Source organism: Streptomyces sp. NPDC054883, from assembly GCF_053610645.1.
In genome coordinates this window covers 29406-52840 of the sequence record NZ_JBSGYT010000022.1, presented here as the reverse complement: position 1 = coordinate 52840, position 23435 = coordinate 29406, and the positions used below count along the sequence as shown (strand labels likewise).

At 72.2% G+C, this 23435-nt stretch carries 23 protein-coding genes; 13 read left to right on the top strand and 10 right to left on the bottom strand.

Annotated elements, in window-relative coordinates:
• Nucleotides 1-179: 179 nt before the first annotated feature.
• A complete protein-coding gene (locus ACWGH1_RS18140) occupies nt 180-818 on the top strand; it encodes a TetR/AcrR family transcriptional regulator (protein WP_453356359.1) in 639 nt (212 codons plus the stop codon).
• 83 nt (nt 819-901) lie between these two features.
• Here the strand turns inward: ACWGH1_RS18140 and ACWGH1_RS18135 are convergent, their stop codons facing one another.
• The 4 genes from ACWGH1_RS18135 to ACWGH1_RS18120 all read right to left on the bottom strand — a co-directional run bounded on the left by ACWGH1_RS18135 (nt 902) and on the right by ACWGH1_RS18120 (nt 4921).
• Nucleotides 902-2602: an acyl-CoA mutase large subunit family protein gene (locus ACWGH1_RS18135; RefSeq protein ID WP_453408816.1), complete on the bottom strand. Its 1701-nt coding sequence runs from the start codon at nt 2600-2602 to the stop codon at nt 902-904.
• Nucleotides 2603-2725: 123 nt separating this feature from the next.
• Nucleotides 2726-3055: a DUF3817 domain-containing protein gene (locus ACWGH1_RS18130; RefSeq protein WP_453354248.1), complete on the bottom strand. Its 330-nt coding sequence runs from the start codon at nt 3053-3055 to the stop codon at nt 2726-2728.
• An 84-nt stretch (nt 3056-3139) separates the two neighbouring features.
• Nucleotides 3140-3649: a MarR family winged helix-turn-helix transcriptional regulator gene (locus tag ACWGH1_RS18125; RefSeq protein WP_453354247.1), complete on the bottom strand. Its 510-nt coding sequence runs from the start codon at nt 3647-3649 to the stop codon at nt 3140-3142.
• A 21-nt stretch (nt 3650-3670) separates the two neighbouring features.
• Entirely contained in the window at nt 3671-4921 is a 1251-nt protein-coding gene (locus tag ACWGH1_RS18120; RefSeq protein WP_453354246.1) for an MFS transporter, read from the bottom strand.
• A 94-nt stretch (nt 4922-5015) separates the two neighbouring features.
• Here ACWGH1_RS18120 and ACWGH1_RS18115 point away from each other — a divergent pair, with 94 nt between their 5' ends.
• Complete coding sequence (locus ACWGH1_RS18115; RefSeq protein ID WP_453354245.1) at nt 5016-6002, top strand: DUF5937 family protein; 987 nt, start codon at nt 5016-5018, stop codon at nt 6000-6002.
• Nucleotides 6003-6471: 469 nt separating this feature from the next.
• Here ACWGH1_RS18115 and ACWGH1_RS18110 read toward each other — a convergent pair whose 3' ends face one another.
• Together ACWGH1_RS18110 and ACWGH1_RS18105 are read right to left on the bottom strand one after the other, a co-directional pair.
• Nucleotides 6472-6768: an MTH1187 family thiamine-binding protein gene (locus tag ACWGH1_RS18110; RefSeq protein WP_453354244.1), complete on the bottom strand. Its 297-nt coding sequence runs from the start codon at nt 6766-6768 to the stop codon at nt 6472-6474.
• Nucleotides 6765-7106, bottom strand: a complete 342-nt coding sequence (locus ACWGH1_RS18105) for a DUF3817 domain-containing protein (RefSeq protein WP_453354243.1) — start codon at nt 7104-7106, stop codon at nt 6765-6767. Before ACWGH1_RS18105 ends, ACWGH1_RS18110 begins: the two co-directional genes overlap by 4 nt.
• A 161-nt stretch (nt 7107-7267) precedes the next feature.
• Between ACWGH1_RS18105 and ACWGH1_RS18100 the strand changes: the two genes are divergently transcribed.
• The 4 genes from ACWGH1_RS18100 to ACWGH1_RS18085 all read left to right on the top strand — a co-directional run bounded on the left by ACWGH1_RS18100 (nt 7268) and on the right by ACWGH1_RS18085 (nt 9960).
• The gene (locus ACWGH1_RS18100) at nt 7268-7906 is read left to right on the top strand and encodes an AIM24 family protein (RefSeq protein WP_453354242.1); all 639 of its coding nucleotides are present in this window, start codon (nt 7268-7270) and stop codon (nt 7904-7906) included.
• Complete coding sequence (locus ACWGH1_RS18095) at nt 7906-8556, top strand: AIM24 family protein (protein ID WP_453354241.1); 651 nt, start codon at nt 7906-7908, stop codon at nt 8554-8556. Before ACWGH1_RS18100 ends, ACWGH1_RS18095 begins: the two co-directional genes overlap by 1 nt.
• Nucleotides 8553-9377, top strand: a complete 825-nt coding sequence (locus ACWGH1_RS18090; RefSeq protein WP_453354240.1) for an AIM24 family protein — start codon at nt 8553-8555, stop codon at nt 9375-9377. Before ACWGH1_RS18095 ends, ACWGH1_RS18090 begins: the two co-directional genes overlap by 4 nt.
• 106 nt (nt 9378-9483) lie before the next feature.
• Complete coding sequence (locus ACWGH1_RS18085) at nt 9484-9960, top strand: MarR family winged helix-turn-helix transcriptional regulator (RefSeq protein WP_453354250.1); 477 nt, start codon at nt 9484-9486, stop codon at nt 9958-9960.
• 61 nt (nt 9961-10021) lie between these two features.
• Here ACWGH1_RS18085 and ACWGH1_RS18080 read toward each other — a convergent pair whose 3' ends face one another.
• The 3 genes from ACWGH1_RS18080 to ACWGH1_RS18070 all read right to left on the bottom strand — a co-directional run bounded on the left by ACWGH1_RS18080 (nt 10022) and on the right by ACWGH1_RS18070 (nt 12379).
• Nucleotides 10022-10096: a 50S ribosomal protein bL37 gene (locus tag ACWGH1_RS18080; protein WP_099895366.1), complete on the bottom strand. Its 75-nt coding sequence runs from the start codon at nt 10094-10096 to the stop codon at nt 10022-10024.
• Nucleotides 10097-10166: 70 nt separating this feature from the next.
• Complete coding sequence (gene meaB / locus ACWGH1_RS18075; protein WP_453356624.1) at nt 10167-11153, bottom strand: methylmalonyl Co-A mutase-associated GTPase MeaB; 987 nt, start codon at nt 11151-11153, stop codon at nt 10167-10169.
• Between the two features lie 11 nt (nt 11154-11164).
• Complete coding sequence (locus tag ACWGH1_RS18070) at nt 11165-12379, bottom strand: acetyl-CoA C-acetyltransferase (RefSeq protein WP_453356625.1); 1215 nt, start codon at nt 12377-12379, stop codon at nt 11165-11167.
• Between the two features lie 137 nt (nt 12380-12516).
• Here ACWGH1_RS18070 and mce point away from each other — a divergent pair, with 137 nt between their 5' ends.
• The 7 genes from mce (at nt 12517) to ACWGH1_RS18035 (ending at nt 23007) form a co-directional block, all read left to right on the top strand.
• Nucleotides 12517-12945: a methylmalonyl-CoA epimerase gene (gene mce, locus ACWGH1_RS18065; protein ID WP_451564672.1), complete on the top strand. Its 429-nt coding sequence runs from the start codon at nt 12517-12519 to the stop codon at nt 12943-12945.
• A gap of 345 nt (nt 12946-13290) precedes the next feature.
• Nucleotides 13291-17793: a polarized growth protein Scy gene (gene scy / locus ACWGH1_RS18060; RefSeq protein WP_453408815.1), complete on the top strand. Its 4503-nt coding sequence runs from the start codon at nt 13291-13293 to the stop codon at nt 17791-17793.
• Between the two features lie 194 nt (nt 17794-17987).
• Complete coding sequence (locus ACWGH1_RS18055) at nt 17988-18926, top strand: cellulose-binding protein (protein WP_453356507.1); 939 nt, start codon at nt 17988-17990, stop codon at nt 18924-18926.
• A 133-nt stretch (nt 18927-19059) separates the two neighbouring features.
• Nucleotides 19060-20070 carry an ABC transporter ATP-binding protein gene (locus ACWGH1_RS18050; RefSeq protein WP_453356508.1) on the top strand — a complete coding sequence of 337 codons (1011 nt, stop codon included), beginning with the start codon at nt 19060-19062 and terminating at the stop codon, nt 20068-20070.
• Nucleotides 20067-20849: an ABC transporter permease gene (locus tag ACWGH1_RS18045; protein ID WP_453356509.1), complete on the top strand. Its 783-nt coding sequence runs from the start codon at nt 20067-20069 to the stop codon at nt 20847-20849. Before ACWGH1_RS18050 ends, ACWGH1_RS18045 begins: the two co-directional genes overlap by 4 nt.
• Nucleotides 20850-21037: 188 nt before the next feature.
• Entirely contained in the window at nt 21038-22153 is a 1116-nt protein-coding gene (locus ACWGH1_RS18040) for an ABC transporter ATP-binding protein (protein WP_453355765.1), read from the top strand.
• Nucleotides 22150-23007 carry an ABC transporter permease gene (locus ACWGH1_RS18035; protein WP_453355764.1) on the top strand — a complete coding sequence of 286 codons (858 nt, stop codon included), beginning with the start codon at nt 22150-22152 and terminating at the stop codon, nt 23005-23007. Before ACWGH1_RS18040 ends, ACWGH1_RS18035 begins: the two co-directional genes overlap by 4 nt.
• Before the next feature lie 59 nt (nt 23008-23066).
• Here ACWGH1_RS18035 and ACWGH1_RS18030 read toward each other — a convergent pair whose 3' ends face one another.
• The gene (locus tag ACWGH1_RS18030) at nt 23067-23414 is read right to left on the bottom strand and encodes an ATP/GTP-binding protein (RefSeq protein ID WP_453355763.1); all 348 of its coding nucleotides are present in this window, start codon (nt 23412-23414) and stop codon (nt 23067-23069) included.
• Nucleotides 23415-23435: the final 21 nt, after the last annotated feature.

The window sequence follows — 23435 nt, the reverse complement described above, 5'->3', positions numbered from 1 at the left end:
TTCCGCCGTGCGGCGCCGGGTCCCCACCTGGCGCCTGTAGCTTCGCGTGGTTGTCGCTCTTACGCTACGAGCCGTAGCGTAACTCCCCGCCCACTGCTCCTGACTGCCCGGGGGCCGTGATCTGAACCACAGCGATCGGGGTCCCGGGGTCTTGCCTACTGACGGGTATGGTCTCGGCCATGCGCAACCCCAGCCCCGGCACCAGCTCCCCGCCCGGCCGCACCGGCCGCCCCCGCAGCGCGGCGGCGGACGCCGCGATCCTGGCGGCGACCCGGGACGCACTGGTGGAGCTTGGCTGGTCGAAGCTGACGATGGGCGACGTCTCGGCCCGGGCCGGCGTCGCGAAGACCACCCTCTACCGGCGCTGGGCGGGCAAGAACGAGCTGGTGGTGGACGCGGTCGCGGAACTCTTCGACGCGCTCGAACTCCCCGACCGGGGATCGCTCGAAGCCGACATCGAGTACGTGGTGCTCCAGTTCGCGGAACTGCTGAGGCGCCCGGAGGCACGTACGGCCCTGATGGCGGTGGTCGCCGAGTCCACCCGGGACGCGGCGCTGCGCGACCGGATCCGGTCGGCGATCGTCGACCGGCAGAAACGTCTCGTCGTACTGGGCCGCGAACGCGCCCAGGCGCGCGGGGAACTCCCGTACGAGGAGGACGAGTCCCTCACCGGGCACACCACCGACCTGATATTCGACGTGATCGCGGGCACGGTGGTGCACCGGGCGCTGGTCAGCTGCGAACCGGTGGACGAACTCTGGGTGGCCACCTTCACCGCCCTGCTGATGCACGGCCTGCGGGGCGCGCCCGGGGAGTGAGGCCCGTACGGGGAACGGCGAGGCCGGTCGTCCCGGCACCGGCTGGGCGGGGACGACCGGCCTGACGGGCCGTTGCGGCGGGCCTAGAACCCGGGCGGCTCGGTGTAGGTGCCCCACTCGTCCCGCAGCGCGTTGCAGATCTCGCCCAGCGTGGCCTCGGCGCGTACCGCCTCCAGCATCGCCGGGATCATGTTCGAGCCGTCCCGCGCGGCGGCCAGCATGGCCTGGAGCGACCGCTCGACCTTCGCCGCGTCGCGCCGCTCCTTGCGCTCCGCCAGCTCGTGCACCTGGACCCGCTCGACCTCGTGGCTGACCCGGAGGATCTCCAGGTCGCCGGTGACCGAGCCGTGGTGGACGTTGACGCCGACGACCCGCTTGTCGCCCTTCTCCAGCGCCCGCTGGTACTGGAACGCCGACTCCGCGATCTCGCCGGTGAACCAGCCGTCCTCGATGCCGCGCAGGATGCCCGAGGTGATCGGTCCGATCGGGTGCTGCCCGTCCGGGTGGGCGCGCAGGCCGCGTTCCTTGATCTGCTCGAAGATCTTCTCCGCGTCGGCCTCGATGCGGTCGGTGAGCTGCTCGACGTACCAGGAACCGCCCAGCGGGTCCGCCACGTTGGCGACCCCGGTCTCCTCCATCAGCACCTGCTGCGTGCGCAGGGCGATCTCGGCGGCCTGCTCGCTCGGCAGCGCGAGGGTCTCGTCGAGGGCGTTGGTGTGCAGCGAGTTGGTGCCGCCGAGGACTGCCGCGAGGGCTTCGACGGCGGTCCGTACGACGTTGTTGTACGGCTGCTGGGCGGTGAGGGAGACGCCGGCGGTCTGGGTGTGGAAGCGCAGCCACATCGCCTTCTCGGACTTCGCCCCGTACACCTCCTTCATCCAGCGGGCCCAGATCCGGCGGGCGGCGCGGAACTTGGCGATCTCCTCGAAGAAGTCGAGGTGCGCGTCGAAGAAGAAGGAGAGCCCGGACGCGAAGTGGTCCACGTCCAGCCCGCGGGAGAGGCCCAGCTCCACGTACCCGAACCCGTCGGCGAGGGTGTACGCCAGCTCCTGCGCGGCCGTCGCCCCGGCCTCGCGGATGTGGTAGCCGGACACCGACAGCGGCTTGTAGGCCGGGATGCCGTTCGCGCAGTACTCCATGAGGTCGCCGATGAGGCGGAGGTGCGGCTCCGGTTCGAAGAGCCACTCCTTCTGGGCGATGTACTCCTTGAAGATGTCGGTCTGGAGCGTGCCGTTGAGCAGGGCGGGGTCGACGCCCTGCCGCTCGGCGGCGACCAGGTACATGCAGAACGCGGGCACGGCCGGTCCGCTGATGGTCATGGACGTGGTGACGTCGCCCAGCGGGATGTCCTTGAACAGGACCTCCATGTCGGCGGCGGAGTCGATGGCGACCCCGCAGTGGCCGACCTCGCCGAGTGCGCGGGGGTCGTCCGAGTCGCGCCCCATCAGGGTCGGCATGTCGAAGGCGACGGAGAGCCCGCCACCGCCGGCGGCCAGGATCATCTTGTAGCGCTCGTTGGTCTGCTCGGCGTTCCCGAACCCGGCGAACTGCCGGATGGTCCAGGTGCGGCCGCGGTAGCCGGTGGCGTGCAGGCCGCGGGTGAAGGGGTACTCCCCCGGCCAGCCGATGCGCTCGAACCCCTCGTACGAGTCGCCGGGGCGGGGCCCGTAGACGGGGTCGACGTCATCTCCGGAGAGCGTCGTGAAATCGGCCTCGCGCTTGCGGGCCTTGTCATACCGGGCCTGCCAGCGGCGGCGGCCCTCCTCGATGGCGTCAGCGTCCATACCCATGAATTTACTAGGACGTCCTAGTAAATGTCGATGGCAAACCCCCGGGAGTCGTCCCGGAGGCAGGCGGATCAGTCGTGACGCGAGCGGAGCCCTAGCCAGGGGGTGTCCCGGCGGGTGCTACGCGCGGGCGGTGGCCAGACCGTCGGTGACCAGGGGCTCGATCTCCGCGCGGACCTTGCGCTCGACGAAGAACGCGGCCAGCGGGATGGTGCCGCTGGCCAGGACCCAGATCATCTTGCCGAACGGCCACTTCGCCTTGGAGCTGAGGTCGAAGGCGAAGACCAGGTAGATCATGAAGAGCACGCCGTGGACCTGGGAGACCACCAGGGTCAGGTCCGCGCCCTTGTCGAATCCGTACTTGAAGATCATGCAGGTGCAGAGCACCAGCAGCATGACGGCGGTGGCGAAGGCCATCACCCGGTACCGGGTCAGCACGCTCTTTTTCATGCCAACGAGACTAGCCGTCCGATATGCGCGATCTTGACCGGGGGCCCCGAGCCCGCGCTGTGACACCGGGCACCCCGCGCGGCCTCATTTCTCGTCGAAGTCCCCGGCCGCCACCCGCAGCGGCCGCAGCAGTGCGAAGATCTCGGCGCACTCCTCGGAGTCGTACGCGCCGAGCCCGAAGTCGATCTCCATCAGGTCCCGGGTCGCGGCCTCGACGACCTCGCGGCCCTTCTCGGTGATGGAGGCGAGCGTCCCGCGGCCGTCGTTCGGGTTCGGGCGCTTGTCCACCAGCCCGGAACGCACCAGACGGTCGACGGTGTTCGTCACCGAGGTCGGGTGGACCATCAGGCGCTCGCCGATCTTCGACATCGGCAGCTCGCCCGCCTGCGAGAAGGTGAGCAGCACCAGTGCCTCGTAGCGGGCGAAGGTCAGGCCGTACGGCTTCACCTTGGCGTCGACCTCGCCGAGCAGGATCTGGTGCGCCCGCATGATCGAGGTGATGGCGGCCATCGAGGGCACCGGCCCCCAGCGCTGCTGCCAGAGCTCGTCGGCGCGGGCGATGGGATCGAAGGGAAGGCTGAGCGGCTTGGACACCCAGCAGACCCTACCGGGCGGTCATTTGGCGGTCAGCCCCGTCTCACGCTTCGGCCCCCGCACGGGGTCCGCCGTCGCCCGCAGCCGGGCGAGGAGCAGCAGGACCACGGCCGTGCCGAGTACGCCCGAGGCGGTCACGACGACGTGCACCGGCCAGAACTCGGCGGCCACCCCGGCCAGCGCCATGCCCACCCCCTGGAAGGTCATCAGCCCCGTGCTGAGCAGGGTCATCGCCCGGCCGCGCAGTTCGTCCGGCACGGCGTCGAGGTACATCCGGTCGAGGCCGAGGGTGTACGCGTGCGCCAGCCCGGCCGGCAGCAGCGCCACCAGGACGCCCGTCACCCCCGGCCGCAGCGCGTACCCGAGCAGCGGCAGCAGCCCGACGGAGGCGAGCGGCGCCGTGATCCGCGAACGCGTACGGGCGGTGAGCGCGGAGCCCGCCCACAGCTCACCCGCGATGGTGCCGACCGGCAGCGCGCACAGCATCAGCCCGAGCAGCGCCGGGCCGGCGCCGATGCCGTCGGCGTAGGGGGCGAGCAGTGCCTCGGGGACGACGACGAAGACCGGCGGCAGCCAGAACAGCAGGATCAGCACCCGCCTGCGGCGGTTCCCGAAGACGGCGCCGAGTCCGGCGAGCGGCGTGCTGCGGGCGGTACGCGCACCGGTGCGGGCGGGCCGGTCCGCGGTGCCGAAGCGCAGCAGCAGCGCGGAGGCCAGCAGTCCGGCGGCGGTGAGGGCGAGCGCCCCGCGCGGGGCGAGCACGGTGAGCAGGAGCCCGCCGAGCCCGAAGCCGACGAGCTGTGCGCTCTGGGCCACCATGCGCAGCAGCGAGCGGCCGAGCACGAACGCTTCGCCGGGTCCCAGGACGTCGGCGAGGGAGGCGTTGCGGGTGCCCTGGAACAGCGGTGCGACGAAGGCCATGGCGCAGCGCAGGACGAGGAGCCCCGCGACCGGGGTGCCCGGCAGGACCATGGCCGCCGCGCAGGCCGCGCAGACGAGGTCGCAGGTGACGAGCACCCTCCGGGCGGGGTGGCGGTCGGCGATCCCGGCGAGCAGGGTCCCGCCGAGGACGTAGGGCAGGAAGCCGAGCGCGAAGGTGAGCGCGCTCATCAGGGGCGAGCCGGTGACTCGGTAGACGAGGACGGTCAGGGAGATCTCGGCCACGACGAGGCCGAGCACGGACATCAGGTGCGCGGCGAAGACGGCGCGGAACTCGCCGCCCGCGAGGACGGAGCGGTAGCCGGGGGCGGTGGTCTGGTCGACGGATGCCATGCGCACACCCTGGCCGGTGGCGACCCGCGCCGGCAGGGATTCGGCCGGGCCCGAATCCCGGGGAGGTCTGAGAGGGAACCGGGACACTGGGCAGATGGCCTACCGCTTCCGCTTCGACCCCGTGGACCTGCTGCGCTGCCGGTTCTCGCTCTCCCCCCGCTGGGAGACGCAGGAGGCGGTGCGGGTGCTGCGAGACGCGCGCCGCCAGGCGTACCACCTGCCCTGGCTGCGCCGGATCCGGGCGGCGGCGGACGCGCTGGACCTACGGCCCCTGTGGCTGCTGATGCCCCGCAAGGGACACCATCCGGACTTCCTCAGTCCGCCGCCGCTCGGCCCCTCGGTCACCATCGGGGACGAGCTGGCCCGGGTCCGCGCCACCGATCCCGAGGCGGCGGGCGAAGAGCTGCGGCGCTCCCTCGCCTGCACCCCGGGCGCCCTGGACAGCGAGCTCGGGCGGCGGATGCTGGAGGATCCCGCACGGGCCGTCCAGGAGCTGGCCGACCTGCACGAGCGGGCCTGGGAGGCGCTGGTCGCCCCCCACTGGCCGCGCCTGCGGGCCCTGTTGGAGGCCGACATCCTCTTCCACACGCGGCGGCTGGCGGCGGGCGGCCTGGAGGCGCTGTTCGACGGGCTGCACCCCGACCTGAGCTGGGCGGACGACACCCTCACCGTCGAGCGCGGCGCGCACCACGACCGCCGCCTGGACGGGCAGGGCCTGTTGCTGATGCCGAGCGCGTTCGTCTGGCCGGAGGTCGTCGGCGGCTACGACCCGCCGTGGCAGCCGACGCTGGTCTACCCCGCCCGCGGGATCGGCGCGCTGTGGTCGGCCCCGACGGAGGTCACCCCGAGCCCCTTGGCCGCCCTGCTCGGACGGGCGCGGGCCGACATCCTGTGCGCCCTCACCGAACCCGCCTCCACGACGACCCTCGCCGTCCGGCTGGGCCTGGCCCCTTCCAGCGTCTCCGCGCACCTCGGGACCCTGCGGGCGGCGGGCCTGCTGATCGCGGCCCGCCACGGCCGGCAGGTGCTCTACGAACGCACCCCCCTGGCCATCGCCCTGACGGGAGGCGGCCCGACCTGATCGCCGGCGGAAGTGTCGCACCCCGGCCGTCCGGCAGCGGCACTGGTCAGCTACCGGGTCCGCTGCGGCAGCCGGGCGGTGTTGCGGAAGACCGGGTGGAACGCGACGCCGGTGCCGGGTTCGGCGGGTACCCCGGGACCGGGTCCGGGCGACCATCGTGGCGTGGGCGATCGACACCACGTTGACCGGCGTGAACAGCATGATCAGCCCGACGGAGCCGAGCACCACAGCGTCGGGGCCTTCCGGCCGCACGGTCCCTCCAGTGCTCGGTCCCGGTGTCCCGACGGGCTGCTGCCACCACGAAGGGGTGACGGACCACCGGTGTGCGGACCGGGCTCCGCCGACGGGCCGTTCCGCGGCGGACGGCCGGTCCGGGGCCGTACGCGCGGCGGCGCGGGCGGCACCGGGGCATGCGAACGCCCCCGGCCGGTGGGCCGGGGGCGCGGGCGCGGGCGGGGAGGAGGCCGGATCAGCCCTCGGCGAGGTGCCGTTCGACCGTCGCCACCTTGGAGGTCATGCCGTCGGTGACCCCGGGGCGGACGTCGGCCTTCAGGATGAAGGAGACCCGGGGCGCGCGCGCCTCCACGGCCGCGACGGCGCGCCTGACCACGTCCATCACCTCGTCCCAGTCACCTTCCACGGTGGTGAACATGGCGTCGGTCCGGTTCGGCAGCCCGGATTCCCGTACGACGCGGACAGCGTCGGCGACGTACTCGCCGACTTCCTCCCCCACGCCCAGAGGCGTCACCGAGAACGCGACGATCATGCCTTCGCCGCCTCGCGCGCCCGGGCCGCTACCACGCTTTCGGCCTCGTCGCGCTTGAGGATCCGGTCGCCGAAGAGACCGCCGAAGGGCACCAGGGCCAGCAGGAAGAAGAGCGCGGCCTTCTTCAGCGGCCACTTGGCCCGGTTCCACACGTCCAGCAGGAAGATCACGTACAGGACGAAGAGGATGCCGTGCAGGGCGCCCAGCGGCATCACCAGGTTGATGTCCGAGATCCGGCTGAGCAGCGAACCGAAGATCAGCAGGGCCGGGAACGACAGCGCCTCCGGTACGGAGACGAGGCGCAGCCGGTGCAGGGCGGAGGCGGTCTTGATGTCCACGGGGAACCTTCGGGGGGATCGAGGCATGGTCCGGACCAGTCTCTCAGCCGGCCGGGGAGATCTTGACCCGGCCCCCGGCCGCCCGGGGAAAACGGCCCGGTGTGGCGGATGTCGGGCAGGGCGCCCTGTTCGGCCCGGCCCGCTGCGGATACCTTCTCCCCGTGGCTCAGTTCCGACTCCAAGGCAGCAAGGTGCTCGCCGTCGACCTGACCGGGGACGCCGTGAAAGCGAAAAACGGCTCCATGGTCGCGTACGACGGCCAGATGGCCTTCAAGAAGATGTCCGGCGGCGGCGAAGGCCTGCGCGGCATGGTGACCCGCCGGCTGACCGGCGAACAGATGTCCGTGATGGAGGTGCAGGGGCACGGCACCTGCTTCTTCGCCGACCGGGCGAGCGAGATCAACCTGGTCAGCCTGCGCGGCGAGAAGCTCCACGTCGAGGCCAGCAACCTGCTGGCCACCGACGCCGGACTGCGCACCGGCACCACCTTCACCGGGCTGCGCGGCGGGGCGACGGGCAATGGCCTGTTCACCACCACCGTCGAGGGCTCCGGCCAGGCGGCGATCATGTCGGACGGCCCGGCGGTGGTGCTGCGGGTCAGCGCCCAGTACCCGCTCTCCGTGGACCCGGGGGCGTACGTCGCGCACACCGGCGACCTCCGGCAGTCGTTCCAGTCGGGGATCAACTTCCGCACGCTGATCGGCGAGGGCTCCGGCGAGTCCTTCCAGATCCGCTTCGAGGGCGAGGGCCTGGTGTACGTGCAGCCCAGCGAGCGCAACACCATCGGCGGTGACCTCTGATGCCGTTCCGCGAGATCAACTCGAAGATGGTCGAGGCGCAGGTGCTGCCCGGGCAGACGATGTACAGCCAGCGCGGGGCGATGCTCGCCTACCGCGGCGACGTGTCCTTCACCCCGAGCGTCACCGGCGGCCAGGGCGGGGTCATGGGCATGATCGGGCGCAGGGTGGCGAACGAGCAGACCCCGCTGATGACGGTCGAGGGCAGCGGCACCGTGATGTTCGGTCACGGCGGCCACCACATCCAGGTGATCAGCCTGTCCGGCGAGACCCTGTACGTCGAGGCGGACCGGCTGCTCGCGTTCGACGGGACCCTCCGGCAGGGCACCATGTTCATGGGCTCGCAGGGCGGGGTCATGGGCATGGTGCGCGGCCAGGTGACCGGGCAGGGCCTGTTCACCACCACCCTCAAGGGCCACGGCTCGGTCGCCGTGATGGCCCACGGCGGAGTCATCGAGCTGCCCATCACGCCCCAGCGGCCGGTCCACGTGGACCCGCAGGCGTACGTCGCCCACCACGGGGACGTGCGCAACAAGCTCTCCACCGCGCTCGGCTGGCGGGACATGGTCGGACGCGGTTCGGGCGAGGCGTTCCAGCTGGAGCTGTCCGGCCAGGGCGCGGTGTACGTACAGGCCTCGGAGGAGAAGCTGTGACCTACCAGTCAGGAACGAGCGGTCCCGTGACCGGTGGCCCGACGGTCTTCGACCCGTACACCCTGCCCTCCGACGACAACGTGAACGCGTACACCTTCTGCGTGGAGCTCAAGGGCAGCCAGTGGTTCCTGCAGAAGGGCAAGATGATCTCGTACTACGGGAGCATCGAGTTCAACGGCGTCGGCAACGGCCGCTTCGACCGGCTGCTGCGGACGAGCTTCCACTCGCCAATGCACGCGAGCGACTGGGTGGTGGCCGAGGGCCAGGGCAAGATGCTGCTGGCCGACCGGGCCTTCGACGTGAACTCGTACGACCTGGACGACGGGAACCTGACGATCCGGTCCGGGAACCTGCTGGCCTACCAGCCCACCCTCGCCCTCAAGCAGTCGATCGTCCCCGGCTTCCTGACCCTGATCGGAACCGGGAAGTTCGTGGCTGCGTCCAACGGGCCGGTGGTGTTCATGGAGCCGCCGCTGCGGGTGGACCCGCAGGCGCTGGTGGGATGGGCGGACTGCCCCTCGCCGTGCCACCACTACGACCACAAGTACATGTCCGGGGTGATCGGGGGCCTGCGCTCGCTGACCGGCATCGGCGGCTCCTCGGGCGAGGAGCACCAGTTCGAGTTCGTCGGGGCGGGGACGGTGCTGCTGCAGTCATCGGAGACGCTGATGGCCGAGCAGGCGGTCGGGGCCGTGGGCACCGGCGCCGCCGGCGGCGAGAACCACGGCGTACCGGGGGCGGGCCAGGGACCACTGGGACAACTGGGCGTACCGCGGATGCCCGGGCAGCTGGGTGATCTGCAACGCCGCTTCGGGCTGTGACGGCCCGGGGGCGGCTTCCGGCGGCCGCCGGGGCACGGCGGCTTCCACGATCGTCGTATTTTTGTACGTAATTCAACTTTTTAGGTAGAGTTCAGTCATGGAGACCATGGAGACCGATACGGCCACGCGCTGGCTCACCGACGCGGAGCAGTGCGCCTGGCGCACTCACCTGGACGTCAGCAGGCTGCTGATGCACCAGCTGGAAAAGGATCTCCAGCCCTTCGGACTGACCAACAACGACTACGAGATCCTCGTGAACCTCTCGGAGTCGGACCACCACCGGATGCGGATGAGCGACCTCGCGACCGCCACCCTGCAGTCGAAGAGCCGGCTCTCCCACCAGATCACCCGGATGGAGGCGGCCGGCCTGGTCACCCGGGTGAACTGCGAGTCCGACCGCCGCGGCCTGTACGCGGTGCTCACCGACGAGGGCATGGAGACCATGCGCAAGGTCGCCCCGCACCACGTGGCGTCCGTACGGCAGCACTTCATCGACCTGCTCAGCCCGCAGGACCTCGCGGCGCTGCGCGCCTCCCTGGGGCCGGTGGCCGAGCACCTGCGCGACCAGCGCGGCAAGGTCTGACGCGCGAGCCGCGCCCCCCCGTACGGCGGGGCGCGGCTCGCGTGGTTCACGGGCGGACCGGTCAGGCGTTGGGACGCTTGCCGTGGTTCGCCTTCTTCTTCTTGCGGGCCCGCTTCTTGTTGCCGCGCTTGGCCATGACGCCACTCCCTTCGCGGGGCACCCCGAAACCGCCGGGGCGCCTTCGAGGCATACCGGACGCGGCCAGCTTAGAGCTGCCCGGGGGCCGGCGCCTCCGTATCGGTGAGGGTGGCCAGCAGGGCGTCGGAGGCCGCGTACGGGTCCAGCTCGCCGGAGGCGACCTTGGCGGCGAGGCTGCCGAGGTGCGCGTCACCGTGCAGGTCCGCCATCCGGGCCCGCAGGGCGGTCACCGCGATGGTCTCCACCTCCCGGGCGGCCCGGGCGGTCCGGCGCTCGGCCAGCACCCCCCGCTCGTCCATCCACGCCCGGTGCTTCTCCAGCACCTCGACCAGCTCGTCGATGCCCTGGCCCCGGGCGGCGACCGTCTTGACGATCGGCGGCCGCCAGTCGCCCGGCCCGCGGGACTCCCCGAGGCCGAGCATGTGGTTCAGCTCGCGGGCGGTCGCGTCGGCGCCGTCCCGGTCGGCCTTGTTGACCACGTACACGTCGCCGATCTCCAGGATGCCTGCCTTCGCGGCCTGGATCCCGTCGCCCATGCCCGGCGCCAGCAGCACCACCGAGGTGTCGGCCTGCGAGGCGATCTCCACCTCCGACTGCCCGACCCCGACCGTCTCGACCAGGATCACCTCGCAGCCGGCCGCGTCCAGCACCCGGATCGCCTGCGGCGCCGCCCAGGCGAGACCGCCCAGGTGGCCGCGCGTGGCCATGGACCGGATGTAGACGCCCGGGTCGGAGGCGTGGTCCGACATGCGCACCCGGTCGCCGAGCAGGGCGCCCCCGCTGAACGGCGACGACGGGTCCACCGCGAGCACGCCGACCCGCTTGCCGGCCTTCCGGTAAGCCGAGACCAGGGCCGACGTGGACGTGGACTTGCCCACGCCCGGGGAACCCGTGAGGCCCACCACGTACGCCCCGCCGGTCAGCGGGGCCAGGGCGGCCATCACCTCGCGCAGGTGCGGGGACGCCCCCTCGACCAGGGAGATCAGCCGGGCCACGGCCCGCGGGCGGCCTTCTCGGGCCTGGGCCACCAGCGTGGGGACGTCCACCGTCGTCATGCTCGTGCTACCTACGCCTTCGTGCCGTTGCCGGGGACGCGGACGATCAGGGCGTCACCCTGGCCGCCACCGCCGCACAGGGCGGCCGCGCCGACTCCGCCGCCGCGCCGGGACAGCTCCAGGGCCAGGTGCAGCACCACGCGCGCGCCGGACATGCCGATCGGGTGGCCCAGGGCAATGGCCCCGCCGTTGACGTTCACCTTTTCCGGGGTCACGCCGAGGTCCTTCATTGACTGGACGGCGACCGCCGCGAACGCCTCGTTGATCTCGATCAGGTCGAGGTCGGCGACCTCCAGGCCCTCCTTCTTGAGGGCGTGCAGGATGGCGTTCGAGGGCTGCGACTGGAGCGAGTTGTCCGGTCCGGCCACATTGCCGTGGGCGCCGATCTCGGCGATCCACTCCAGACCCAGCTCCTCGGCCTTGGTCTTGCTCATCACGACCACGGCGGCGGCACCGTCGCTGATCTGCGAGGAGGTCCCGGCGGTGATCGTGCCGTCCTTGGCGAAGGCGGGGCGCAGCTTGCCGAGGGACTCGGCGGTGGTCTCCGGGCGGATGCCCTCGTCGTGCGCGAAGATCACCGGGTCGCCCTTGCGCTGCGGGATCTCGACCGGGGTGATCTCGGCCTCGAAGACGCCGTTCTTCTGGGCGGCCGCGGCCCGCTGGTGGGAGGCGGCGGCGAACTCGTCCTGCGGGGCCCGCTCGATGCCCAGGCGGGTGTTGTGCTTCTCGGTGGACTCGCCCATCGCGATGTTCTCGAACGCGTCGGTGAGGCCGTCGTAGGCCATCGCGTCGAGCATCTCGATGGCGCCGTACTTGAACCCCTCGCGGGACTTCGGCAGCAGGTGCGGGGCGTTGGTCATCGACTCCTGGCCGCCGGCGACCACGATGTCGAACTCTCCGGCGCGGATCAGCTGGTCCGCGAGGGCGATGGCGTCCAGGCCCGAGAGGCACACCTTGTTGATGGTGAGCGCGGGCACGTTCATGGGGATGCCGGCCTTGACGGCGGCCTGGCGGGCGGGGATCTGGCCCGCGCCGGCCTGGAGCACCTGGCCCATGATCACGTACTGGACCTGGTCGCCGGAGATCCCGGCCCGCTCCAGCGCGGACTTGATGGCGAAGCCGCCGAGGTCGGCGCCCGAGAAGGACTTCAGCGAACCGAGCAGGCGCCCCATGGGCGTGCGGGCCCCGGCGACGATCACGGACGTGGTGTTGTTCGTTCCGGACATGAGGCACAGCCCCTTGGATGAGAGGAGTGAACGAGGGTTTACCCGAATGTACTGAGCGGTACCCGCCCCGTCACCGGGCAGTCGGTGTGATCGCTGGCACGTTGCGTGACCACCCTCCTCAGCTGTGCACTGTTCCCATGCTGACAAGAATCGACCACATCGGGATCGCCTGCTTCGACCTCGACAAGACCGTCGAGTTCTACCGTGCCACGTACGGCTTCGAGGTGTTCCACACCGAGGTCAACGAGGAGCAGGGTGTGCGCGAGGCCATGCTCAAGATCAACGAGACCTCCGACGGCGGGGCCTCGTACCTCCAGCTCCTGGAACCCACCCGCGAGGACTCGGCGGTCGGCAAGTGGCTGGCCAAGAACGGCGAGGGCGTCCACCACATCGCCTTCGGCACCGCCGACGTCGACGGCGACGCCGAGGCCATCCGCGGCAAGGGCGTCCGCGTCCTGTACGACGAGCCCCGCATCGGCTCGATGGGCTCCAGGATCACCTTCCTGCACCCCAAGGACTGCCACGGCGTGCTGACCGAACTGGTCACCTCCCGCCCGGAGCACTGACGGCCCGCTTCCCCGAGCGCCGGACCCGCACCACCAAATGGCCTCAAATGGTGAAACCGGCACGGCCGCAGCGGCTTGCGCACCGCGCACCGGGCCGGCTTCCGGGAAAACCCGCGCCCCGCACCGCGCACCAGGTCCTGAGCGGTCCTCACCCTGACGGCCGGGCCATGCGGCAGGCCACAGGTAGAGTGGCCATGGCTCGGCCGGGGTTCGGTGCGGAGACGGGGTCGGGGCCTGTGACCCCTGCCCCGGTATCTGACACCATTCCCCGGGGGCGTCGTTCAGCGGGCGAGCGATGCTCAATTGGGAGAGAGCTTGCGACCAGGGGACGGATGGGACCGCGCTGTGCGGGGCTACGAAAGCCAGGAGAGCCATCAGGCCGAGGCCGACCATCTCTCGCGCTTCGAGGCCGAGATGGAGCGGCTGAAGAAGGAGCGCGGGAAAGCAGTCCAGCACGCCGAAGACCTGGGGTACCAGGTCGAGGTGCTGCGCGCCAAGCTCCATGAGGTACGCCGCAATCTCGCGTCCCGCCCCGCGTACGACGGTGCGGACATGGGATACCAGGCGGAGCAACTGCTGCGCAACGCCCAGATCCAGGCCGACCAGATGCGCTCCGACGCCGAGCGCGAACTGCGCGACGCCCGGGCGCAGACCCAGCGCATCCTCCAGGAGCACGCCGAGCACCAGGCGCGCCTCCAGGCCGAACTGCACGCCGAGGCCGTCAACCGGCGCCAGCGGCTGGACCAGGAACTCAACGAGCGCCGCCAGACGGTCGAGGCGCACGTCAACGAGAACGTCGCCTGGGCGGAACAGCTGCGGGCACGCACCGAGTCCCAGGCCCGCCGGCTCATGGACGAGTCCCGCGCCGAGGCCGAGCAGGCCCTGAACGCCGCGCGTGCCGAGGCCGCCCGGCACGCCGCCGAGGCCACCCGCCGGCTCGCCGCCGAGGCCGAGGCCACCCGCGCCGAGGCCGAGGCGACGCTGCTGCGCGCCCGCAAGGAGGCCGAGCGGCTGCTGGCCGCCGCCTCCGCGCAGGCGCAGGAGGCCACCGAGCACGCGGAGCGGTTGCGTACGAGCACGACCGCCGAGGCCGAGCAGACCCGGCAGCAGACCATCGACCTGGGCCGGGTCGCCGAGTCCCGGGCCCAGGAGGCCGACAACGCGCTGCGCACCGCGCGCGCCGAGGCCGAGAAGGTGCTAGCGGAGGCCAAGGAGAGCGCCGCCCGCCAGCTCGCCTCGGCGGAGTCGGTCAACGAGCAGCGCACCCGCACCGCCAAGGAGCAGGTCGCCCGGCTGGTCGGCGAGGCCTCCAAGGAGGCCGAGGTCCTCAAGGCCGAGGCCGAGCAGGCCCTGGCCGACGCCCGCGCGGAGGCGGAGCGGCTGCGTACCGAGGCCGGCGCGCAGGCCCGTACGGCCGCCGCGGAGGAGATGGCGGCGCAGCTGGCGAAGGCCGCCCGTACCGCCGAGGACGTACTGAACAAGGCCTCGGAAGACGCCCGGGCCACCACCCGCGCCGCCTCCGAGGAAGCCGAGCGGATCCGCCGCGAGGCCGAGGCGGAGGCCGAGCGGCTGCGCGTCCAGGCCGCGGCCACGGCCGATGAGCTCAAGGGCGCCGCGAAGGACGACACCGAGGAGTACCGCGCCCGTACGGTCGAACTCCAGGAGGAGGCCCGGCGGCTGCGCGGCGAGGCCGAGCAGCTGCGCGCGGAGGCCGTCGCCGAGGGCGAGCGGATCCGCGGCGAGGCGCGCCGCGAGGCGGTCCAGCAGATCGAGGAGGCGGCCCGGACCGCCGAGGGGCTGCTGGGCAAGGCCAAGGCCGACGCGGACGAACTGCGCGGCGGGGCCGCCGCCGAGAGCGAGCGGGTCCGCGCGGAGGCCGTGGAGCGGGCCACCACGCTGCGCAAGCAGGCCGAGGAGACGCTGGAGCGGACCCGCGCCGAGGCCGAACGGCTGCGCGCCGAGGCCGAGGAGCAGGCCGAGGCCGTACGCGCCGAGGCGGAGGCCGCGGCCCTGGCCCGGCGCGAAGAGACCGAACAGGCCCTCGCCGCCAAGCGGGCGGAGGCCGACGAGGAACTGGTCCGGCTGCACTCGGACGCGGAGAACCGGCTGACCACGGCCGAGATGACGCTGCGCGACGCCCGGACGGCGGCGGAGAACATCCGCCGGGAGACGACGGAGGAGAACGACCGGCTGCGCGCCGAGTCGGCGGAGCGGATCCGCACCCTGCAGGCGCAGTCGGAGGCCGAGGCCGAGCAGCTGCGCACGGAGGCGGCGCAGGACGCCGGCCGGGTCCGGGCGGAGGCCGAGCAGGTCGCGGTACGGCTGCGCGGCGAGGCCGAGGCCGAGGCCGAGCGGGTGCGCACGGAGGCACAGGAGACGGCGGACCGGCTGCGCGCCGAGGCGAAGGCCGCCGCCGAGCGGGTCTCCGAGGAGGCCGCGGAGGCGCTGACGGCCGCCGCGGAGGAAGCCGCCCGGCGCCGCCGGGAGGCGGAGGAGACCCTCACGTCGGCCCGTACGGACGCCGACAACGAGCGGGCGCAGGCCCGCGAGCAGAGCGAGGAGTTGCTGGCGCAGGCCCGCAAGCGCTCGGAGGAGGCGCAGGCCGAGGCGGCCCGGCTCACCGAGGAGGCGGAGCGGCGCGCGTCGGAGCTGGTGACGGCGGCGGAAGCCACCGCCCAGCAGGTCCGGGACGCCGTGGCCGGACTGCACGAGCAGGCCGAGGAAGAGGTCGCCGGGCTGCGCAGCGCGGCCGAGCACGCGGCGGAGCGCACCAGGACGGAGTCGCAGGCCGAGGCCGACCGGATCCGCGCCGACGCCCACGCGGAGCGGGAGCGGGCCGCCGAGGACGCCGCCCGCCTGCGCAGCGAGGTCCGGTCGGAGACGGACGCGGCGAAGGCGCTGGCGGACCGCACGGTCGGCGACGCGATCGCCGAGGCCGAGCAGTTGCGGGCCGACACCGCCGAGTACGCGCAGCGGGTGCGTACGGAGGCGACGGACGCACTGGCCGCCTCCGAGCGCGACGCGGCCCGGACCCGGGCGGACGCCCGGGACGACGCGAACCGGATCCGCGGCGAGGCGGCGGAGTCCCTGGAGGCCGCGCGCGCCGAGGGCGGCCGGATCGTCGCGGAGGCGACGGCGGAGGCCGAGCGGCTCACCGAGGAGACCCTCGCGGCCAACTCGGCGACGGTCGCCGAGGCCGAGGCGGCGGCGGAGGAGACCCGCACCGAGGCTGCGGGCACGCTGGACGAGGCCCGGGTGGAGGCCGGCCGGCTGCGTACCGAGGCCGCCGAGCAGGCGGACCGGCTGCTCACGGAGGCGATCTCCGAAGCGGAGCGGCTCACGGAGGAGACCCGCGCGGCCACCCAGGCGGCGCTGGCCGAGGCGACGGCGAAGGCCGAGCGGCTCACCAAGCAGGCGGCCGACACCCTGGCCGCGGCCGAACGGGACGCCGCGCGCGTCCTGGTCGACGCCCGCACCGAGGGCGACCGGCTGGTCGAGGAGACCCGGACGGCCAACGAGGCCACGGTCGGCGAAGCCGCGGCGGAGGCCGAGCGGCTGCGTACGGACGCGGCGCGGACCCTGGAGGAGGCGCGCGCGGAGGGCGGCCGGGTCATCGGCGAGGCCACCGCGGAGGCCGAGCGGGTCACGGCCGCGGCGGCGGAGACGCTGGCGAGCGCCGAGCGGGAGTCGGAGCGGTTGCTGGACGAGGCCCGCGAGGAGGCCGGCCGGCGCCGTACCGAGGCCGCCGAGCAGGTCGACCGGCTCATCACCGAGGCGGCGGCGGAAGCCGACAAGCTCGTCGAGCAGACCCGCAAGGACAACGAGCGCACGGTCGGCGAGGCCGCGACGGAAGCCGAGCGGCTGCGCGCCGAGGCCACCGAGGCGCTGTCCTCGGCGCAGGAGCACGCGGCCCGCACCCGGTCCGAGGCCGAGCGGGTCAAGGCACAGGCGGCGGGCGAGGCCGAGCGGGTGCGCTCCGAGGCCCGCGCCGAGTCGGAGCGGCTGCTCGACGAGGCCCGCGAAGAGGCCAACAAGCGCCGTACCGAGGCCGCCGAGCAGGTCGACCGGCTCATCACCGAGGCGGCGGCGGAAGCCGAGAAGCTCACGGCCGACGCGGCGCAGCAGGCCCTGGCGGCGACCACGGCCGCCGAGGAGCAGGCCGACGCGATGGTCGACGCGGCCCGCAAGGAGGCCGCGCGGATCACCTCGGAGGCGACCATCGAGGGCAACTCCACGGTGGAGAAGGCCCGTACGGACGCGGACGAGTTGCTCGTGGGGGCGCGTACGGACGCCGCCGCCATAAGGGAGCGGGCGGAGGAGCTGCGCGCCCGGGTGGAGTCCGAGGTGGAGGAGCTGCACGAGCGGGCCCGCCGGGAGTCGGCCGAGCAGATGAAGTCGGCCGGCGAGCGCGTGGACAAGCTGGTGCGCGCGGCGACGGAGCAGAGCGTCGAGGCCGAGGCGAAGGCCAAGGCGATGCTGTCCGACGCGAGCAGCGAGGCGAGCAAGGTCCGTATCGCCGCTGTCCGCAAGGCGGAGGCGCTGCTCAAGGAGGCCGAGCAGAAGAAGGCCGACCTGGCGCGCCAGGCGGAGCAGGCGCTCGCGGAGGCCAAGGCCGAGGCGGAGCGGCTCGTCGATGAGGGCCGTCGTGAGCTGGAAGTCCTCGTGCGCAGGCGGGAGGACATTCAGGCGGAGATCTCCCGTGTCCAGGACGTTCTTGAGGCGTTGGAATCATTCGAGGCGCCTTCGGGCGGCGGAAAGCCGGCGGTCGGCGGCCAGGGCGCGGGGGGCATGAAGGCCGGAGCTACAGCGGGTTCCACTCGTTCGGGTGGTAAGTCGTCAGAGGGCTAGTCAGCGTGAAGGAATGTGTGCTCCTGATGAAGGTTCATCCGAACGAGTGACAAGCATTCTGTCGCCTTGCCACTCAAAAGGGGTGTCATTGTCCAGAGCAAACGTGGATTGACTCGATGACACGCCGCTCGGGCGCCTAGGATTCCCCTAACACCTCACGTAGCACCTCATCGGTCTCATTCGACAGGAACCCTATGAGCGACACTTCCTCCCCCTTCGGCTTCGAGCTCGTGCGGCGTGGTTACGACCGCGGTCAGGTGGACGACCGCATCACCAAGCTGGTCTCCGACCGCGACAGCGCCCTTGGACGTATCAACTCTCTGGAAAAGCGGATCGAGGAGCTGCACCTCGAAACGCAGAACGCCCAGGCCCAGGTGAGCGACGCGGAGCCGTCGTACGCGGGTCTGGGCGCCCGGGTCGAGAAGATCCTGCGCCTGGCCGAGGAGGAGGCGAAGGACCTGCGCGAGGAGGCCCGTCGCGCGGCCGAGCAGCACCGTGAGCTGGCCGAGTCGGCTGCCCAGCAGGTGCGCAACGACGCCGAGTCGTTCGCCGCCGACCGCAAGGCGAAGGCGGAGGACGAGGGCGTCCGCATCGTCGAGAAGGCCAAGGGCGACGCCACGACCCTGCGCGCCGAGGCCCAGAAGGACGCGGCCTCCAAGCGCGAGGAGGCGGACGCGCTCTTCGAGGAGACGCGCGCCAAGGCCGCCCAGGCCGCCGCCGACTTCGAGACCAACCTGGCCAAGCGCCGTGAGCAGTCCGAGCGGGACCTGGCCTCCCGTCAGGCCAAGGCCGAGAAGCGGCTCGCGGAGATCGAGCACCGCGCGGAGCAGCTGCGCCTGGAGGCCGAGAAGCTCCGTACGGACGCGGAGCGCCGCGCCCGCCAGACCGTGGAGACCGCGCAGCGCCAGGCCGAGGACATCGTGGCCGACGCCAACGCCAAGGCCGACCGGATCCGCAGCGAGTCCGAGCGCGAGCTGGCGGCGCTCACCAACCGCCGCGACTCCATCAACGCCCAGCTGACCAACGTCCGCGAGATGCTGGCGACGCTGACCGGCGCCGCCGTCGCCGCCGCCGGCTCCCCGATCGACGACGAGCCGGTCACCCGCGGCGTCCCGGCGCAGCAGACCCGCTGACCCGGTCGCGGCGTCCGGCGCGTACACCCCCGATACTCGCCGGTCGGACCGCGGCTCGCGGCGCGTGCACGACGAGGGCCCTGTGCCGCCTTTCGAGGTGGCGTGGGGCCCTCGGGCGTTCTAGCGTGGCCGCATGATCGAGCTCGAGGGACTTACCAAACGATTCGGCGCCAAGACCGCCGTGGACCACCTCAGCTTCCAGGTCAGACCGGGGGTGGTGACCGGCTTCCTCGGCCCCAACGGGGCGGGGAAGTCCACGACCATGCGCATGATGCTCGACCTCGACAACCCGACCAGCGGCACGGTCCGGATCGACGGCAAGCACTACCGGGACCTGCCGGAACCGCTGAAGCACATCGGGGCGCTGCTGGACGCCAAGTCCATGCACGGCGGACGCAGCGCCTACAACAACCTCCTCTGCCTGGCCCAGGCGAACCGGATCCCCGAGCACCGGGTGTCCGAGGTGCTGGATCTCGTCGGGCTGACGCCGGTGGCGCGGAAGAAGTCGAAAGGATTTTCGCTCGGCATGGGGCAGCGGCTGGGAATCGCCTCCGCGCTGCTCGGCGATCCGGAGATCCTGATGTTCGACGAACCCGTCAATGGTCTGGACCCAGAGGGAATTCACTGGATCCGCAATCTGATGAAGAGGCTGGCGTCGGAAGGCAGGACGATCTTCGTTTCCTCGCACTTGATGAGTGAAATGGCCTTGACCGCAGACCATTTGATCGTCATCGGGCAGGGCAGACTGCTCGCCGACTTGTCGATGGCCGATTTCATCCACCAGAACTCGCGCAGCTACGTCCGGCTGCGCTCGCCGCAGCAGGAGCGGCTGAGGGACGTCCTGCACCAGGCCGGCATCAACGCCGTCAGCGTTCCCGCCACCGGCGCCCTGGAGATCGACGGCGTGGGGCCGGAGCGGCTCGGCGAACTGGCCGCCCAGCACCAGATCGTGCTGCACGAACTCAGCCCGCAACGGGCGTCACTGGAAGAAGCGTTCATGCGCATGACGGCGGACTCCGTCGAGTACCACGCCCACGCAATGGGGATGCCCGGCATCCCGCCGGGCACCGGCAGTCCGGCGCGGCCGGCCGATGTCCCCGCCTGGGGCGCCGGTTTCGACGCGACCCGCAAGGGCGGTGAGTGACCGTGGCCTTCCCCGCCGTTCTCACCTCCGAGTGGACGAAGATCCGTACGGTCTCCTCCACGGTCTGGACCCTCGTGGCGGCCCTGGCCGTCACCGTCGGCGTCAGCGCCGGCCTGTGCGCGGTCGCCAGCGCCACCTTCGGCGACATGCCGCCCCAGGAGCAGGCGACCTTCGACCCGACGCTGGCCAGCTTCGCCGGGATGAACCTCGGACAGCTGGCGATGATCGTCTTCGGCGTCCTGGTGGTCGGCACCGAGTACAGCTCGGGCATGATCCGCACCTCGCTGGCGGCCGTGCCGCGCCGGGCCGAGTTCCTCTTCGGCAAGCTCGTCGTGGCCACCGCCCTGGCCCTGGTGGTGGGACTGGTCACCAGCTTCCTGTCCTTCGGCCTCGGACAGGCGATCCTGGGCGGGCGGAGCATCGGCATCGGCGAGCCGAACGTACTGCGCGCCGTGATCGGCGCCGGGCTCTACATGGCCGTGATCGCCCTGTTCTCCATGGGCATCGCCACGATGCTGCGCAGCTCGATGCTCTCCCTCGGCATCCTGATGCCGTTCTTCTTCCTGATCTCGAACATCCTCGGCTTCGTCGACGCGACCCGGAAGGTGGCCCAGTACTTCCCGGACCAGGCCGGCTCCGCGGTCATGCGGGTCGTCCCCGACGCCATGGGGCGCGAGGCACCGCCCTACGGGCCCTGGGGCGGCTTCGGGATCATGGTGCTGTGGGCGCTGGCCGCCGTACTCGGCGGCTACCTGGTGCTGAAGAAGCGCGACGCGTAGGGGGTGCCCGGCGCTCCGGTGTCCGTCGCACGACGGACACCGGAGGTCGTACGGGGAAACCGGGGGTCCGGATCAGGGGGAGATCAGGGATCCGGGAGGGGACGGAACCGTAGGCCACTCGATATCCTCTTAACCCTTACAGGGGCGAGAGCCGTCCCGGGCCTGCCGGCCTGTCGAGGGGCAGAACCATGATCGAGGCAGTCGGCCTGACCAAGCGCTTCGGCGCCAAGACCGCCGTCGACCAGCTGTCCTTCCAGGTCAGGCCTGGTCACGTCACCGGATTCCTCGGGCCCAACGGGTCGGGGAAGTCCACCACCATGCGCATGGTCCTCGGACTCGACCGGCCCACCGCCGGCCGTGTGACGATCAACGGACTCCCCTTCCGGGAGCTGCCGAACGCACAGCGGCACGTCGGCGCCCTGCTCGACGCGAAGGCCGTGCACGGCGGCCGCCGGGCCCGCACCCACCTGCTGTCCATCGCCCAGCTCTCCGGCATCCCGGAGAAGCGGGTGGACGAGGTGCTGGCGGTCGTCGGGCTCCAGGACGCCGCCCGGCAGCGGACGAAAGGGTTCTCCCTCGGCATGGGCCAGCGGCTCGGCATCGCCACCGCCCTGCTCGGCGATCCCCGGGTGCTGCTGTTCGACGAACCCGTCAACGGCCTGGACCCGGAGGGCATCCTCTGGGTCCGGAACCTGATGCGCCAGCTGGCCGCCGAGGGCCGCACCGTCTTCGTCTCCTCGCACCTGATGAGCGAGATGGCCCTGACCGCGGACCACCTGATCGTGATCGGGCGGGGCCGGCTGCTGGCCGACATGAGCACCCAGGAGTTCATCACGCACAATTCGGCCGGATTCGCTCGGGTGCGCGTGGCCGGCACGGACCCCGGTGCCCGGGACGGGTTCGCGGAGCTCCTCCGCAAGGGCGGCGCCCGCGTCCTCCAGGAGCCGGACGGCGCCCTGCGCGTGACCGGCCTGGAGCTGCCCCGGATCTCCGACCTGGCCCACGAGGGCGGCCTGCGGCTGTGGGAGCTGTCCCCGCACCGGGCCTCGCTGGAGGAGGCGTACATGCGGATGACCCGGTCCTCCGTCGAGTACACCTCCACCGAGGACCCCCGGGCCCAGCTGTGGGAGCCCGATCCGCTGGCGCTCCCGGAGTGGCCGCAGGGCCCCGCGGCCCCCGAAATCCCGCAGCCCGGCTTCTTCGCACCCCCGCCGCCCGGCGAGGGCGGCGCGGCGTTCCTGATGCCCAGCGAGCCCGGCGAGCTCGCCGCCTCCGTCCAGAACAACCCCGAGGCCTCCCGATGACCGGCGCGCAGACCGACCCCAGGACCGCTGCCGCAGGCACGGCCTCCAGCTCCCCGCTGGAGAACCGGCGCCCGCACCTGGGGCACGCGCTGGCCTCGGAGTGGACCAAGCTCGTCTCCGTCCGCTCCACCCTGTGGACGCTCGGCTCCCTCGTGGTGGTGGTCGTCGGCATCGGCATCCTGTTCATCGCCCAGACCTCCTCGGGCGACTACGCGAGCATCCCCTTCACCACCCCGGCCCTGATCGGCCTGCTCGTCGGACAGCTCGCGGTGATGGTGCTCGGCGTGCTCACGATCACCTCCGAGCACGGCACCGGCCTGGTGCGCACCACCTTCACCGCCGCGCCCGACCGGTACCGGGTCCTCACCGCCAAGTACCTGGTCTTCGGCCTCACGGCCTTCCTCACCTGTGCTGGCTCCGTCTTCGTGGTCGGCACGGCGGCGGCCATCGCCCACAACGGCCCCGCCGCCGGGAGCCACTCGGCGGGCGAATGGGCCGGGGCGCTCGCCGGCAGCTTCTACGTCACCCTGCTCGGCCTGCTCGCCCTGGCGATCGGGGCCCTCGTACGGCACTCGGCCGGGGCGGTCGCCGTCATGATCGGCGTCGTGACGCTGCCGCCGGTGGCCGGGGCGATGCTCAGCATCTGGGAGGCCTCGGCTCCCGTGGGGCGGGTGGTGCTCCAGCACAACGCGCCGGTCGCCCTGATGCAGCTGTTCGGGATGCCGACGGGTACCACCCCGTCCGGCTCCCCCCAGGCGATGCCCGCCGACCTGACGCAGATGGCGCTGATGCTGCTGGTGACGGGCACCGCGGTGGCGGCCTCCTACGTGGTGGTCGGCCGCCGCGACGTGTGACGGACCCCCGGCCGGCTGCGGGACCAGGGGGTGTCCGGCGGATCATGACCGGATACCGCCTAGTACCTCGGCGCGTTCCTGGACCGCTGCACCCGCGAGGTGCGGCGGTCCTTCGCGTTCCAGCAGGCCTTGTGCCAGTGCCGGCGGTCGTCCACGCCGCCGTACTGGGGCCAGGCCACCAGGTGCGGGGTGCCGGAGGGGATCTCCTGGTCGCAGCCGGGACACCGGTAGCGCTTGCCCGCCGCGCTCGCGCCCGCGACGTGCCGGACCTTCCACTCCTCGCCGAGGTACTCCTCGGTCTGCTCCAGGCCGAACCGGTCCAGACCCCCCGAACCGGAACCGGACCCCGTGCCCGGACGGTCGGCTGGATTCCCGCCGCCCCTGGGGCGGTTGTGGCGCGGTGACACGTATACCTCACGGATGCGCGG

Excerpts from the sequence above, each read along its gene's own strand:
- ACWGH1_RS18140 (WP_453356359.1), top strand. The coding sequence starts at position 180 with ATGCGCAACCCCAGCCCCGGCACCAGCTCCCCGCCCGGCCGCACCGGC.
- ACWGH1_RS18135 (WP_453408816.1), bottom strand. The coding sequence starts at position 2,602 with ATGGACGCTGACGCCATCGAGGAGGGCCGCCGCCGCTGGCAGGCCCGG.
- ACWGH1_RS18130 (WP_453354248.1), bottom strand. The coding sequence starts at position 3,055 with ATGAAAAAGAGCGTGCTGACCCGGTACCGGGTGATGGCCTTCGCCACC.
- ACWGH1_RS18120 (WP_453354246.1), bottom strand. The coding sequence starts at position 4,921 with ATGGCATCCGTCGACCAGACCACCGCCCCCGGCTACCGCTCCGTCCTC.
- ACWGH1_RS18115 (WP_453354245.1), top strand. The coding sequence starts at position 5,016 with ATGGCCTACCGCTTCCGCTTCGACCCCGTGGACCTGCTGCGCTGCCGG.
- ACWGH1_RS18110 (WP_453354244.1), bottom strand. The coding sequence starts at position 6,768 with ATGATCGTCGCGTTCTCGGTGACGCCTCTGGGCGTGGGGGAGGAAGTC.
- ACWGH1_RS18095 (WP_453354241.1), top strand. The coding sequence starts at position 7,906 with ATGCCGTTCCGCGAGATCAACTCGAAGATGGTCGAGGCGCAGGTGCTG.
- ACWGH1_RS18085 (WP_453354250.1), top strand. The coding sequence starts at position 9,484 with ATGGAGACCGATACGGCCACGCGCTGGCTCACCGACGCGGAGCAGTGC.
- meaB (WP_453356624.1), bottom strand. The coding sequence starts at position 11,153 with ATGACGACGGTGGACGTCCCCACGCTGGTGGCCCAGGCCCGAGAAGGC.
- ACWGH1_RS18070 (WP_453356625.1), bottom strand. The coding sequence starts at position 12,379 with ATGTCCGGAACGAACAACACCACGTCCGTGATCGTCGCCGGGGCCCGC.
- mce (WP_451564672.1), top strand. The coding sequence starts at position 12,517 with ATGCTGACAAGAATCGACCACATCGGGATCGCCTGCTTCGACCTCGAC.
- ACWGH1_RS18055 (WP_453356507.1), top strand. The coding sequence starts at position 17,988 with ATGAGCGACACTTCCTCCCCCTTCGGCTTCGAGCTCGTGCGGCGTGGT.
- ACWGH1_RS18050 (WP_453356508.1), top strand. The coding sequence starts at position 19,060 with ATGATCGAGCTCGAGGGACTTACCAAACGATTCGGCGCCAAGACCGCC.
- ACWGH1_RS18040 (WP_453355765.1), top strand. The coding sequence starts at position 21,038 with ATGATCGAGGCAGTCGGCCTGACCAAGCGCTTCGGCGCCAAGACCGCC.
- ACWGH1_RS18035 (WP_453355764.1), top strand. The coding sequence starts at position 22,150 with ATGACCGGCGCGCAGACCGACCCCAGGACCGCTGCCGCAGGCACGGCC.